The following is a 14,653-nucleotide window of genomic DNA, read 5'->3' on the forward strand; positions in this document are numbered from 1 at the left end:
TTCCGCCTTGAATAAAATACCCAGGCAGAAAAACTACGCGCCTTCACGGCGCTAAAAAAGACTAAAAAACTGCAAGCACCCGAAGAAACAACCTCGAACAAAAACCATTAATCGAATGTGAAATATATATAGTTACCACCCTCTCGAAAACCACGGACTTGAAACCCGAAACGTCATCGGCAAACGGCACCGATGACGTTTCCAGCAATATTTGATGCGCCCGTTTTCAAGGAATGGCCAATTCCTCAATGCTGATTTCGCGCATGCGGAATTTCTGGACTTTGCCGGTCACGGTCATTGGGAATTCGTCGACAAACTTGAAATACCGCGGGGTCTTGAAATGCGCGATGCGCGTCTTGCACCAGTCTTTCAGCTCTTCTTCGGTAGCGCTGTGCCCGGGGTGGAATTTGACCCAGGCGACTATCTCCTCGCCATAACGGGAACAAGGAATGCCGATGACCTGCACGTCGGCGATAGCCGGATGAGTGAAGAAAAATTCCTCCAGTTCTCGCGGATAAATGTTCTCGCCGCCGCGAATAATCATGTCCTTGTTACGTCCGGCGATGCACACGTAACCTTCGTCATTCATGCTCGCCAGATCGCCGGTGTGCATCCAGCCCGCCTGATCGATGGCTTCAGCGGTGCCTTGCGGATTGTTCCAGTAGCCCAGCATCACGCTGTAGCCACGGGTGCACAACTCGCCAATGGTGCCGCGCGGAACCAGGTTGCCTGCTTCGTCGATAATCTTGCTTTCCAGCTGCGGTTGAGTGCGGCCGACGGTAGTGACGCGCAGTTCCAGGTCATCTGCAGGGCCGGTCTGCAACGACACCGGGCTGGTTTCCGTCATGCCGTAGGCAATCTGCACTTCGTTCATGTGCATGTCACTGATGACCCGGCGCATGACTTCGATCGGGCACGTCGCCCCGGCCATGATCCCGGTGCGCAGGCTCGACAGGTCGAACTCGGCACGCTGCGGCTGATCGAGCATGGCGATGAACATGGTCGGCACGCCGTAAAGCGCCGTGGCTTTTTCATCCGCGACGGTGCGCAGCGTCAACAGCGGATCAAACGCATCGTTGGGGTAGATCATCGTGCTGCCATGGGTGATGCAGCCGAGATTGCCCATGACCATACCGAAGCAGTGATACAACGGCACCGGGATCACCAGGCGATCCGCGGCGGTCAGGCCCAGGCTCTCGCCGACCATGTAACCGTTGTTGAGAATGTTGTAGTGACTGAGAGTCGCACCCTTGGGAAAACCCGTCGTGCCAGAGGTGTACTGGATGTTGACCGCCTGATCGAAATGCAGGCTGTCCTGGCGCTCGCGCAGTTGCTCGGCCGACACACTGCCCGCCAGATCAGCCAGTTGCGACCACGGCAGGAAACAGCTGGGCGGCTGAGCATCCAGACTGATCACGCCGCGCAGCTCCGGCAGTTTTTCACAGCTGAGCTTACCGATGGATTGTTCAGCCAGTTCCGGCACCAGACCTTGCAACATCGCGTGGTAGTCGGAGGTCTTGAACGCGCCGGCACACACCAGCCATTGGCAGCCTGATTGCTTTAATACGTATTCGAGTTCGGAACTGCGATAGGCAGGATTGATGTTGACCAGGATCACGCCGATTTTCGCCGTGGCGATCTGCGTGATGCACCATTGTGCGCAGTTCGGCGCCCAGATGCCGAGGCGGTCACCGACCTTCAGCCCCAATGCCAGCAATGCCCTGGCGTGCAGGTCCGCGGCGTCCGCCAGTTGTCGCCAGGTGTAGCGCAACTGTTGATGGCGCACGACCAGCGCCTCCCCGGCCGGGTACTGCGCGACCGTATTATCGAACGCCTGGCCGATAGTCATCGCCAGCAAGGCTTTGTCCTGGGAACCACGAGTGTAACTGCGTTGCGGGCTTACATTGGGTTGATCCATGACGACCCCTATTGTCTTTATTGTAGGAGCGAGGCTCATGCGGCGAAGGAGCTTGCTCCCGTTCGGCTGCGCAGCAGTCGTGAAATCTGCAACCCGGTGCTTTCTGACACACCTTGCCTGCCGATTTGCGACCGCTTGGCGCCCGAGCGGGAGCAAGCTCCCTCGCCACGGAAAAGCGACGCCGGTCTTTTCAGAACTGCCTCTACTCTCGCTCAAGTTGACGTTAACGTAAAGGGTGATTGACAGCCTTTCGTCACAGGCTTACGTTAACGTAAAGGTGAGAACCAAATGACAGTCTCATCAACCGACAAAAAAGCCAAAAGGTGACCCATGAGCTACCCATCCCTGAACTTCGCCCTCGGTGAAACCATCGACATGCTGCGCGATCAGGTTCAGTCCTTCGTCGCCAAGGAGATCGCCCCGCGCGCCGCTCAGATCGACATCGACAACCTGTTCCCCGCGGACCTGTGGCGCAAATTCGGCGACATGGGCCTGCTGGGCATTACCGTCCCGGAAGAGTACGGCGGTGCGGGACTGGGTTACCTGGCCCATGTGGTCGCCATGGAAGAAATCAGCCGTGGCTCGGCTTCGGTGGCCCTGTCTTATGGCGCCCACTCCAACCTTTGCGTCAACCAGATCAACCGCAACGGTAACCACGAACAGAAATCCAAATACCTGCCGAAGCTGATCAGTGGCGAGCACATCGGCGCCCTGGCCATGAGCGAGCCGAACGCCGGTTCCGATGTGGTCTCTATGAAGCTGCGTGCCGACAAACGCGGTGACAAGTACGTGCTCAACGGCAGCAAGACCTGGATCACCAACGGCCCGGACGCCAACACCTACGTGATCTACGCCAAGACCGACCTGGAAAAAGGCCCTCACGGCATCACCGCGTTCATCGTCGAGCGCGACTGGAAAGGCTTCAGCCGCAGCAACAAGTTCGACAAGCTCGGCATGCGTGGTTCGAACACTTGCGAGCTGTTCTTCGATGACGTCGAAGTGCCGCAAGAAAACATCCTCGGCGTACTCAATGGCGGCGTGAAGGTGCTGATGAGCGGCCTCGACTACGAGCGCGTGGTGCTCTCGGGTGGCCCGACCGGGATCATGCAAGCCTGCATGGACCTGATCGTGCCGTACATCCATGACCGCAAGCAGTTCGGTCAAAGCATCGGCGAGTTCCAGCTGATCCAGGGCAAGGTTGCCGACATGTACACCCAGCTCAACGCCAGCCGCGCCTACCTTTATGCGGTAGCACAAGCTTGCGAGCGCGGCGAAACCACGCGCAAGGACGCCGCCGGCGTGATCCTCTACAGCGCCGAGCGTGCTACGCAAATGGCCCTCGACGCGATCCAGATTCTCGGCGGCAACGGTTACATCAACGAATTCCCCGCCGGTCGTCTATTGCGTGACGCCAAGCTGTACGAAATCGGCGCGGGCACCAGTGAGATCCGTCGCATGCTGATCGGTCGCGAACTGTTCAACGAAACCCGCTAAACGGAGCTGTCCATGGCTATCCTGCATACCCAGCTCAACCCCCGTTCAGCGGAGTTCGCGACCAACAGCGCGGCGATGCTCAAACAGGTCGACGCACTGCACACCCTGCTCGCCCAAGTCGCGCAAGGTGGCGGTCCGAAAGCGCAAGAACGCCACACCTCGCGGGGCAAACTGCTGCCTCGCGAGCGCATCAATCGCCTGCTCGATCCGGGTTCGCCGTTTCTTGAAATCAGCCAACTGGCGGCTTACGAGGTGTATGGCGAAGACGTTCCCGCCGCTGGCGTGATTGCCGGGATCGGCCGTGTGGAGGGCGTCGAATGCATGATCGTCGCCAACGACGCCACGGTTAAAGGTGGCTCCTACTACCCGCTGACCGTGAAAAAACACCTGCGCGCGCAGACCATCGCCCAACAGAACCGCCTGCCGTGCATTTACCTGGTGGACTCTGGCGGCGCCAACCTGCCCCGCCAGGATGAAGTGTTTCCCGACCGCGAGCACTTTGGCCGGATCTTTTTCAACCAGGCCAACATGAGCGCCATGGGCATCCCGCAGATTGCCGTGGTCATGGGCTCATGCACCGCTGGCGGCGCCTATGTACCGGCCATGGCCGATGAAGCGATCATGGTCCGCGAACAGGCAACAATTTTCCTCGCCGGCCCGCCGCTGGTGAAAGCCGCGACCGGTGAGGTGGTCAGCGCCGAGGATCTCGGCGGTGCCGATGTGCACTGCAAGATTTCCGGTGTGGCCGACCATTACGCCGAAAGCGACGAACACGCTCTGGCAATCGCCCGCCGCAGCATCGCCAACCTAAACTGGCGCAAGCAAGGCGAAGTTCAGCAGCGCACGCCAATCGCCCCGCTCTACAGCAGTGACGAGTTGTACGGCGTGGTGCCGGCCGATGCCAAGCAGCCGTTCGACGTGCGAGAAGTCATCGCGCGACTGGTGGACGGTTCGGTATTCGACGAATTCAAGGCGCTGTTCGGGACGACCCTGGTCTGCGGTTTCGCTTATCTGCACGGTTACCCGATCGCAATCCTGGCCAACAACGGCATTCTGTTCGCTGAAGCCGCGCAAAAAGGCGCGCATTTCATTGAGCTGGCCTGCCAGCGCGGCATTCCGTTGCTGTTCCTGCAAAACATCACCGGCTTCATGGTCGGCCAGAAATACGAGGCGGGAGGCATCGCCAAGCACGGTGCGAAGCTGGTGACGGCCGTGGCTTGCGCCAAGGTGCCAAAATTCACCGTGATCATCGGTGGCAGTTTCGGTGCCGGTAACTACGGCATGTGCGGTCGGGCCTACGATCCGCGTTTCCTGTGGATGTGGCCGAATGCGCGGATCGGCGTGATGGGTGCCGAACAGGCGGCGGGCGTGCTGGTGCAGGTCAAGCGCGAACAGGCCGAACGCAGTGGCCAAGGCTTCAGCGACGAGCAGGAAGCCGAGATCAAGCAACCGATCCTCGACCAGTACGAAGAACAGGGTCACCCCTACTATTCCAGTGCGCGCTTGTGGGATGACGGTGTCATTGACCCGGCCCAGACCCGCGATGTACTGGCCCTGGCCTTGTCCGCGTCGTTGAACGCGCCCATCGAACCGAGCCGCTTCGGCGTGTTCCGGATGTGAATTTTTGTAGGAGCGAGGCTTGTGTGGCGAGGGAGCTTGCTCCCGCTCGATTGCGCAGCAATCGCAAAAAAGATCCCGCAAGCAGTTCCCACAGAAACCGTGGAGACGGATGAATATGAGCGACTTCAACACCCTCGAACTGCTGACCGACCCTCGTGGATTTGCCACGCTGTGGCTCAGCCGTGAAGAAAAGAACAACGCCTTCAACGCCCAAATGATCCGCGAACTGATCCTCGCCCTCGACAAAGTCGCGAGCGATGCCAGCCTGCGTTTCCTGATCGTGCGCGGTCGCGGTAAACACTTCAGCGCCGGTGCCGACCTGGCCTGGATGCAACAATCGGCCGAACTTGATTACCACACCAACCTCGACGACGCCCGGGAACTGGCGGAATTGATGTACAACCTGGCCAAGTTGAAAATCCCGACCCTGGCCGTGGTGCAAGGCGCAGCATTTGGCGGCGCGTTGGGCCTGATCAGTTGCTGCGACATGGCCATCGGTGCCGACGATGCGCAGTTCTGCCTGTCGGAAGTGCGTATCGGCCTCGCACCCGCGGTGATCAGCCCGTTCGTGGTGCAAGCCATTGGCGAACGCGCTGCGCGGCGCTATGCCCTGACCGCTGAACGTTTTGGCGGACAGCGGGCACGGGAACTGGGCCTGTTGTCGGAGAGTTATCCGATCGCCGATCTGGAGCAGAAGGTCGATCAGTGGATCGACAACCTGTTGCTCAACAGTCCCGCCGCCATGCGTGCCAGCAAGGACTTGCTGCGTGAAGTCGGCGACGGTTCGCTGAACCCGGCGCTACGCCGCTACACCGAAAACGCCATCGCCCGCATCCGGGTCAGCCCCGAAGGTCAGGAGGGCCTGCGTGCCTTTCTGCAAAAACGTCCGCCGAGCTGGCAAGCCGAAACCACTACCAAGGAGTCGCGTTGATGAGCGCACCTGTCATTACGTCCCTGCTGGTGGCCAACCGTGGCGAAATCGCTTGCCGGGTGATGCGCACCGCCAAGGCCCTTGGCCTGACCACCGTAGCTGTGCACAGCGCCACCGACCGAGACGCTCGTCACAGCCGCGAGGCGGATATTCGCGTTGACCTGGGTGGCAGCAAAGCCGCCGACAGCTATCTGCAAATCGACAAACTGATCGCCGCGGCCAAGGCCAGTGGCGCCCAAGCGATTCACCCCGGCTATGGCTTTCTGTCGGAAAACGCCGGATTCGCCCGCGCCATCGAAAACGCCGGTCTGATATTTCTCGGCCCACCGGCCTCCGCCATCGATGCGATGGGCAGCAAGTCCGCGGCCAAAGCCTTGATGGAAACCGCCGGCGTGCCGCTGGTGCCCGGTTATCACGGCGAGGCGCAAGACCTCGAGACGTTCCGCGATGCCTGCGAGCGCATCGGCTATCCGGTGCTGCTCAAGGCCACGGCGGGTGGCGGCGGCAAAGGCATGAAAGTGGTCGAGGACGTCAGCCAACTGGCCGAAGCCCTGGCCTCGGCCCAGCGTGAAGCGCAATCGTCGTTTGGCGATTCGCGGATGCTGGTGGAGAAATACCTGCTCAAACCGCGTCACGTGGAAATCCAGGTGTTCGCCGATCAGCACGGCAACTGCTTGTATCTGAACGAGCGGGACTGCTCGATTCAGCGGCGGCACCAGAAAGTCGTCGAAGAAGCACCGGCGCCAGGCCTGAGCCCGGAACTGCGTCGCGCCATGGGCGAAGCGGCCGTGCGGTCGGCACAGGCCATCGGCTACGTCGGTGCCGGCACCGTCGAGTTTTTGCTGGATGCACGCGGCGAATTCTTCTTCATGGAGATGAACACACGCCTGCAGGTCGAACATCCTGTCACCGAAGCCATTACCGGCCTCGACCTGGTGGCTTGGCAGATCCGCGTGGCGCGTGGCGAAGCGTTGCCGATGACCCAGGATCAAGTGCCGCTGATCGGCCACGCGATTGAAGTGCGGCTGTACGCCGAGGACCCAGCCAATGACTTCCTGCCGGCAACCGGCCGCCTGGAGTTGTATCGCGAATCGACGCACGGCGCAGGCCGTCGCGTGGACAGCGGCGTCGAGGAAGGCGACGAAATCTCGCCGTTCTACGATCCGATGCTGGGCAAGTTGATTGCCTGGGGCGAGGACCGCGAACAGGCGCGCCTGCGGTTGCTAAGCATGCTCGATGAGTTCGCGATTGGCGGGCTCAAGACCAACATCAACTTCCTGCGACGGATCATCGGCCACCCGGCCTTTGCCGCAGCGGAGCTGGATACCGGGTTTATTCCGCGCTATCAGGAACAGCTGTTGCCGACACCCACGCCGCTCAGCGACGAGTTCTGGCAAAGCGCCGCCCAAGCGTTTGCCCTGAGCCAGTATCGTGTAGCGAGAGCTGACGACCCGAGTTCGCCATGGGCCAGCGGCAACGGTTTGCGCGCCGGACTGCCAGCGCAAATCACTCTGCACCTCAGTTGTGAAGGCCAGGATCAAGCGCTGACATTGGGCAGCATCGAGGCTCAACTGCGTGGCGAGCATTTGCTCACCGAACGCGACGGCGTGCGCCGCCAGCACCGGGCTATCCGTCGGGGTGACGCTGTGTATTTGCAATGGGACGATGAACTGCGCCGCGTCGAGACCTATGACCCGATCAGCGCCGTTGAAGCCAGTCACAGCCATCAGGGCGGCCTGACTGCGCCCATGAACGGCAGTATCGTGCGGGTGCTGGTCGAGGTCGGGCAAACGGTCGAAGCCGGGGCACAACTGGTGGTACTGGAAGCGATGAAGATGGAACACAGCATCCGCGCACCCCACGCGGGTGTGATCAAGGCGCTGTACTGCCAGGAAGGCGAAATGGTCAGCGAAGGCAGTGCGTTGGTCGAACTGGAAGAAGCGTGAAACGAAGATCGGTCCTACACCTTACCGGGACCGATCTGATCAAAACCTGGCGGTTGCCTGAACCACCACACCGATGATTCGACACTCTTCGGTGTATAGGGCTTTCGGATACGTCGGATTGAGCGGGACCAGGTAACGCTGCCCGCCCTCTTCGATCAACTTGCGAAAAATCGCCTCGTTACTGCCTTGCCACTGGGCAATAATCAGTTTGCCAGGCACCGCTTCCACGTCCGGGTCCACCAGGATCAGCATGCCCTCGGCGATGCTCAGGCCACTGGGCGCGGTCATCGCATCGCCCATCACGGTCAACCAGAACGCCGCACCTTGTGCGTGGTAGTCGGACAATTCGAAACGATACCTGGCCTGCTCGCCATCGCGCACCTCACTGGTTTCGCGCCAGTCACTGACCGGGTAACGGAAGTACGGGTTGTACTTCTGCGTCAGGCAAACCTCGTCGTCCTGCGACTCTCCCGGCTCCCTGATCACCAGCGCCACTTCCAGAAACCCCAGGCCCAGCGCCTGCAAGACCCGATTCATGTCCTCGATGCCTGGCTGGCGGCGTTTTGTCAGCCAATGCCCTACGCCACCCTGGGACATCCCGAGGCGCTCGGCGAGTATCTCTTGAGTGACCTTGAGCTCACTCATCTTGGCCTTGACCAATTCAATCCATTTATCCATGTGCGGCACGATACGTGGAGGGCTCCAGCCATCAAAACACAAATTGTAGTATTTAATTGATGGTCACAAATACAGATCGTACTAGGATGAATTCACGGATCTGAATCTATCACGGAGCTTGCCATCACCATGAACCAACCCGCCAACGACCTGCCCGACCTGCAAATCGACACTTCGCTCACTTCCGCAAAAGGCTCTGCCGCTGCACAGCGGGCACTGGACTATTACTTGAAACCAGCTGTTTCAGTGGAACAGGTCGAAGAGCGTTTCTTCGACGTGAACCGCAACATCAAGAGTGAAGAAGCGCTGGTTCATGCGTCGGATCTTTTACGATGTGCTGCCGCGACAGCCTTCGAGACAGCCAACCATCTGCAGGGTACAAACCGGGACCTGGCGTTTTCTGCGGTGCACATGATCGACATGGCCAGAGCCATGGTGGATCGATCGTTGGAATGTCACCAGAACGCTTGAAGCGAGGATGAAAAGAAGAGGACGGGAAAGAATTTTCCAATCGCGCAGATAAAAACGTTTGACTTGCAAACGAGAATGATTATTATTGCATCAACTGATCGCGAGATCAGTTGATGGCCCAGCGGACCTTAGGTCGGTCTCTGGACTATCTCCTCATCAGGCTAATCACGGTTTTTGACCCGGCTTTTTGCCGGGTCTTTTTTTTGCCAGTTTTCTGGCTTATGGCTTCAGGCTAATGAAGTCTTTGGGTGTCACAAATCGATGGCGCGGATGATATCAAAAGAATATTTGTTGGCAAGCGGTGCCTGTGATCATTAGGGCAAACCAATGGCAAATAGCACTTGAGAATCAATCGCACACTCTCTAAGCTGCCTCGGCGTCAAGGAGGACGCCCCCCCCCCTTGATGCCCCCAACGCCCTTTCAATACACGGCGATATGCGAATCCGTTCGCGGCTCGGTGCCCCCACATAACACGCCCGATTCAGGATCGCGCAAGATGATCTGGCCCCGCCCGTAACTGGTGAGGTCGCAGGCAACTTCTACAGTGTGCCCACGACGTGCCAGCGCCGCCGCCATGTCCCGCGATGCGTCCTGTTCGATCCCGACCTTCAGCCCGCCCAGCCACTGCCAACGCGGAGCATCGAGCGCCGCTTGCGGGTTGAGACCGAAATCCACCAGGTTCATCACCATTTGCACATGGCCTTGCGGCTGCATGTAACCGCCCATCACGCCGAAAGGCCCCATCGCCTCGCCGTCTTTGCTGAGGAACCCGGGAATGATGGTATGGAACGTCTTCTTGCCCGGAGCCAGGCAATTGGCATGACCTGGATCGAGGCTGAATTCTTCGCCACGGTTCTGCAGGGCGATACCACTGTCGGGCAACACCACGCCGGAACCGAAACCGTGGTAGTTGCTCTGGATGAATGAAACCATGTTGCCTTCGGCATCGGCGGTGGCCAGGTAAACAGTGCCGCTGGCATGGGGATCACCCGGTTGCGGCGCGACGGCGCGCTCGCCGATCTGTGAGCGTCGATGAGTTGCATAGTGATCGCTCAGCAAATCATCGACCGCCACACGCATGTGCTGCGGATCGGTGATGTAGTGCAAGCCATCGCTGTAGGCGAGCTTCATGGCTTCCAGTTGACGGTGCCAGGTTTGTTGACTGTCGCGGTGATCGAAGTCAAAGCCCTCGAGAATCTTCAATGTCATCAACGCCACCAGCCCCTGCCCGCTCGGTGGGATTTCCCAGACATCGACTCCGCGGTAATTGACCTTGATCGGCTCGACCCACTGCGCGCGGTAGTCCTGCAAGTCGCTGGCGCGCAAATAGCCACCCGTGGCCTGCGAGTGCGCGTCAAGCCGTTGCGCCAGTGCACCGCGATAGAAGCTTTCACAAGCCGTGGCCGCCAGCTCGCTCAGCGTGCGAGCCTGGGCCGGGTTGCGGAACACTTCACCGGCTCGGGGCGCACGGCCATCGATCAGAAAAGTCTCGAACCAACTTTCAAGTGCCTCACAGCGATCAGCAGAGAAGTCTTCCAGCGCGGTTTGCCATTGCAGCGCAACCACCGGCGACACGGGAAAACCATCGCGCGCCAGGCTGATCGCCGGTTGCAGCAAGTCGGCAAACGGCAGCCGGCCGAAGCGCGAGGACAACTCCGCCCAGGCTGACGGGCAGCCCGGAACGGTGACCGGTGTCCAGCCATGCAACGGCATTTTTTCATGGCCGGCGGTTTTCACTGCCTCGATGCTCAAGGCTTGCGGGGCAGCGCCATTGGCGTTCAAACCGTGCAACTTGTTTTGCGTCCAGACCAACGCAAACGCGTCGCCACCAATACCGCAACCGGTAGGTTCGACGACCGTCAGCGCTGCGGCCGTGGCGATCGCCGCATCGATGGCATTGCCACCGCGGCGCATGATTTCGATTCCGGCTTCGGCTGCCAGCGGTTGCGAGGCGGCGACCATGCCGCGTTTGGCGAAGACACTTTGACGTTGTGAGGCGTAGGGATATTCATGGGCGGAAAACTTGAACATGGCAGGACTCACACAAAAGAAATGTTCGTAAAAGAACCCCGTAGGAGCGAGCCTGCTGGCGATGAACTGGAGAACGACGCGGGATGTCTGACTTGCCTCGTTATCCTTAACGTTTATCGCGAGCAGGCTCGCTCCTACAGCACTCGACTGAGAAACGCGCGGGTACGGGCGTGCCTGGGTTGACTGAAGATCTGCTCGGGCGGCCCCTGCTCGATCAGTTCGCCCTGATCGAGCACCACCACCCGGTCGGCGACTTCACGGGCAAAGCCCATTTCGTGGGTGACCACGACCATGGTCATGCCCTCCTCAGCCAGCTCCTTCATGACTTGCAGCACTTCACCCACCGTCTCCGGGTCGAGGGCGCTGGTGGGTTCGTCGAACAGCATCGCCTGGGGTTTCATCGCCAGCGCCCGGGCGATGGCCACTCGTTGTTGCTGACCACCGGACAGCATCGACGGGTAATGATCGGCCTTTTCCGCCAGCCCGACCCGCTTGAGCAGCGCCCGCGCCTGCTCCAACGCCGCCGCACGCGACACTCCCAACACCTGAATGGGCGCCTCGATGATGTTTTCCAGGGCCGTCATGTGCGGGAACAGATTGAAGCGTTGAAACACCATGCCGATGTCGCGGCGCTGACGTGCAATGTTGCGCTCCGAATCCCGTACCAGGCTGCCATCGGCCCGGGTGCGATAGCCCATCGGCTGACCCGCCACACGGATCTGCCCCGACTGAATGTCTTCCAGCAGATTGATGCAGCGGATAAACGTGGTTTTACCGGAGCCGGACGCACCGATCAGCACCACCACTTCACCGCGCTTCACCTGCAGGGAAATGCCCTTGAGAATTTCCAGGTCGCCGAAGGACTTGTGAATATCCAGCGCTTCGATGACCAGCTCTTCACTCATGTGCGCCATCTCAACGCCCCCTCAGCAGTTTCATGGTGTGGCGTCCAAACATTCGGCTGGCGGCTGGCGCCGGGCGATCGGACTGACCGAAGCGTGTCTCCAGCCAACGCTGGAAAAAGCCCCAGAGCGTGGTCAACGCGAGGAAGTAGATGGCCACCACCAGATACAACTCGAACACGCGGAAAGTCGCCGAGGTCACCATTTGCGTGCTGAGCAGCAACTCCTGCACCCCGATCACGCTGACCAGCGTGGTGTTCTTGAGCATCACGTTGAACTCGTTGCCCAGCGGCGGCACGATCACCCGGAACGCCTGGGGCAACACGATCCGGCGCATCAACTTGGGAAACGTCATGCCCAGGGACCGCCCGGCTTCGTACTGCCCCTTGTCCACCGCGCCGATCCCGGCACGAATGATCTCGGCCATGTAGGCGCCTTCGTTGAGACCCAGCGCGATGATCGCGGCCTGGATGTTGCCCGGCACGATGAACCAGCCGAGGTCCAGGTCTTCGAAACGGAAAATCCCGCCCGCCGCCAACGCGGTGTACAGAAACACGATCTGCACCAGCAGCGGCGTGCCCCGCATCAGCCAGACATAAAAGCGCACCGGGTACTGCAACAGCGGGTTTCTCGACAGCTTCATCAACGCCGCGATCAGCCCAAGCACACAACCGAGCAACATCGCCGAAACGCTGATCAGGCAAGTCAGCCAAAGCCCTGTCAGGTACACATCGCTGGGTTGCAGCAGGTACTGCCAGAACACATCCCAATTGAAGTTCATCAAGTGTTCCCTCAGTCCAGTTTGTCGCTATCGACATGCCATTTACTGAGGAGCGCGGCGTAACTGCCGTCGGCGCGCATGCCTTGCAGCACTTCGGTGAGCGCCACGGTCAACTGCGGATCGCTTTTACGCACGCCGAAGCCGGTGAGGATGCGGTTGAATGCCGGCACCGCCGACTGAAACAGATCCGGGGCCAGTTGCTGGTAGTGGCCGGCAGATTCGACCGTGGTGCCGAAAGCGTCCACCTGGTTGATGCGCAAGGCCTGGAAGGCGTCGGCGTCGACGTTGTACACCACCAGTTTCATCGGCGGCTTGCCGGCCGCTTCGAGTTTTTCGTTCTCTTTGCCCAGCAGCACGCGGATAGTCGAACCGTTACTGACCGCGACCTTGAGCCCGGACAAATCTTCCAGCGTGTTCACCGACTTCGGATTGCCCTTGGGCACCACGATGGACTGGCTGGAATACATGAAGTTGACGATGTCGATCACTTCACGGCGTTCGGGTTTGTCGAACAGTTGGTCGACGATCATGTCGCACTGCTGCGCGAGTAATGCAGGGATCAGCCCGGCGAAGGGCGAGATGCGCCATTCGACTTTCTTGTTACCCAAACGCTGGGCAATCGCTTCGCCCATATCCACCTGAAGCCCGACCGGTTGTTGCTTCAGGTCAAACGACACCAGCGGCGGCGAATCCATGCCGGAGCAATAGACGATCTTCTCGCTCTTGCTTAATCGCTCGGGCAATTCGGGGGCGGCCATCGCCCATTGCGAACACAGACTCAAGGTGAACAGGGCAACTAACGCGCAAGGCTTGTGCATGTCATGACTCCAGTTGGCTGCAAATGCCCCCCTGTGCAGGAGGTGGTTGTTCTTCTATTGATGGGCTTCGAGAAACTGAATCAACCGCGGGATGGTGCCTTCGATGTGTTCGCACACCACTTCTGCGGCTTTGTCCGGATCGCCGGAACGCAGGGCGGCGACAATCGAGGCATGCTCATCCCGGGCACTGCGTGGCTTGTCGGCGTGTTGCAGCCACAGGCGCATGTGCGGTTCGATCACCGAATACAGCGCCGAAATCTGCCGCATCAACCGCGGGCGTTCGCTCAGGCTGCACAAGTACTCATGGAACGCGCGATGACGGCTGACCCACTCGGCACCGTCCTCGCGGTAGTCGTCCATCTCGTCCAGCAGACGCTCCAGATGGCTGAAATGGCGCTCGGTCATCTTGCTCACAGCCACCCGGATCGCGAGCCCCTCAAGGGCGCTGCGCATCTCGAACACCTCACGCATTTCCTCGATGTTCAGGCCGCGCACAATGGCGCCGCGATTGGGCCGCAATGTCACCAGACCGTCAGCATCCAGACGGCGGAAAGCCTCACGCACCGGCATGCGGCTCATGCCGATTTCACCGGCGATGTCCTCGGCGATCAGCCGTTCGCCGGTGCGGTAACGACCTTTGCAAATAGCCTCCAGAAGAAAGTTGTAGGCCTCTTCCTCAGCAGTGACAGGCTGACGCTCGGTATAGGCAGGGGCGAATTTCATCGGTGCACCTTTTGTATTTTTGTATCCAATTATCCACAAAGCCAAAAAAGCATATTGCATGCCAAATTTGGCGCATGGTTTACAGGTGTTTGATTACACTGAAGTATCAGCCTTCAACGGGGCTGCATAAGGCTGAAGGGGCCGACCGGTAACGAGTTGAAATGCCCCAACCTGTCACCTGCCGGCCTCAAAATGGTGCTGGTGGTAACACGGATGATCGCTACGCTTCGATGGGCAGGCTTCGCAGCAAACCTTGAGTCGTAAAGCGCGCGGGCATCCTGGGTGGAAACGATCTTTGCAAGCTCCTAAGCCCTTGCTCTTGCGTGTAAAGTAGCCGCC

At 59.7% G+C, this 14,653-nt stretch carries 12 protein-coding genes; 5 read left to right on the top strand and 7 right to left on the bottom strand.

Annotated features, from left to right (window positions below; translation table 11 throughout):
* Window positions 1-226 precede the first annotated feature (226 nt).
* A complete protein-coding gene (locus ASD60_RS14450; protein ID WP_056854648.1) occupies window positions 227-1,918 on the bottom strand; it encodes an AMP-binding protein in 1,692 nt (563 codons plus the stop codon).
* A gap of 330 nt (window positions 1,919-2,248) precedes the next feature.
* On the opposite strand from ASD60_RS14450, the gene ASD60_RS14455 reads away from it, so the two are divergent.
* The 4 genes from ASD60_RS14455 (at window position 2,249) to ASD60_RS14470 (ending at window position 7,909) form a co-directional block, all read left to right on the top strand.
* Entirely contained in the window at window positions 2,249-3,412 is a 1,164-nt protein-coding gene (locus ASD60_RS14455) for an isovaleryl-CoA dehydrogenase (protein WP_046815544.1), read from the top strand.
* Between the two features lie 12 nt (window positions 3,413-3,424).
* Window positions 3,425-5,032: a carboxyl transferase domain-containing protein gene (locus ASD60_RS14460; RefSeq protein WP_056854649.1), complete on the top strand. Its 1,608-nt coding sequence runs from the start codon at window positions 3,425-3,427 to the stop codon at window positions 5,030-5,032.
* 115 nt (window positions 5,033-5,147) lie between these two features.
* Complete coding sequence (locus ASD60_RS14465; protein ID WP_056854650.1) at window positions 5,148-5,963, top strand: gamma-carboxygeranoyl-CoA hydratase; 816 nt, start codon at window positions 5,148-5,150, stop codon at window positions 5,961-5,963.
* Window positions 5,963-7,909 carry an acetyl/propionyl/methylcrotonyl-CoA carboxylase subunit alpha gene (locus ASD60_RS14470; RefSeq protein WP_056854651.1) on the top strand — a complete coding sequence of 649 codons (1,947 nt, stop codon included), beginning with the start codon at window positions 5,963-5,965 and terminating at the stop codon, window positions 7,907-7,909. Before ASD60_RS14465 ends, ASD60_RS14470 begins: the two co-directional genes overlap by 1 nt.
* Window positions 7,910-7,948: 39 nt before the next feature.
* Here ASD60_RS14470 and ASD60_RS14475 read toward each other — a convergent pair whose 3' ends face one another.
* Entirely contained in the window at window positions 7,949-8,587 is a 639-nt protein-coding gene (locus ASD60_RS14475; protein ID WP_056854652.1) for a LexA family protein, read from the bottom strand.
* 129 nt (window positions 8,588-8,716) lie between these two features.
* Between ASD60_RS14475 and ASD60_RS14480 the strand changes: the two genes are divergently transcribed.
* A complete protein-coding gene (locus ASD60_RS14480; protein ID WP_056854653.1) occupies window positions 8,717-9,058 on the top strand; it encodes a DUF6124 family protein in 342 nt (113 codons plus the stop codon).
* Window positions 9,059-9,479: 421 nt separating this feature from the next.
* Here ASD60_RS14480 and ASD60_RS14485 read toward each other — a convergent pair whose 3' ends face one another.
* The 5 genes from ASD60_RS14485 to ASD60_RS14505 all read right to left on the bottom strand — a co-directional run bounded on the left by ASD60_RS14485 (window position 9,480) and on the right by ASD60_RS14505 (window position 14,314).
* A complete protein-coding gene (locus tag ASD60_RS14485) occupies window positions 9,480-11,090 on the bottom strand; it encodes a gamma-glutamyltransferase family protein (protein ID WP_056854654.1) in 1,611 nt (536 codons plus the stop codon).
* 134 nt (window positions 11,091-11,224) lie between these two features.
* A complete protein-coding gene (locus ASD60_RS14490; RefSeq protein WP_056854655.1) occupies window positions 11,225-12,004 on the bottom strand; it encodes an amino acid ABC transporter ATP-binding protein in 780 nt (259 codons plus the stop codon).
* Window position 12,005: 1 nt separating this feature from the next.
* Window positions 12,006-12,773 (bottom strand): amino acid ABC transporter permease, encoded by a 768-nt coding sequence (locus ASD60_RS14495; protein ID WP_056854656.1) that lies wholly within the window; start codon window positions 12,771-12,773, stop codon window positions 12,006-12,008.
* An 11-nt stretch (window positions 12,774-12,784) separates the two neighbouring features.
* Complete coding sequence (locus ASD60_RS14500; RefSeq protein WP_056854657.1) at window positions 12,785-13,591, bottom strand: ABC transporter substrate-binding protein; 807 nt, start codon at window positions 13,589-13,591, stop codon at window positions 12,785-12,787.
* Window positions 13,592-13,645: 54 nt separating this feature from the next.
* Window positions 13,646-14,314, bottom strand: coding sequence for a GntR family transcriptional regulator (locus ASD60_RS14505; RefSeq protein ID WP_056854658.1), 669 nt, complete (start codon window positions 14,312-14,314; stop codon window positions 13,646-13,648).
* Window positions 14,315-14,653: the final 339 nt, after the last annotated feature.

Source organism: Pseudomonas sp. Root562, assembly GCF_001427125.1.
GTDB lineage: Bacteria > Pseudomonadota > Gammaproteobacteria > Pseudomonadales > Pseudomonadaceae > Aquipseudomonas.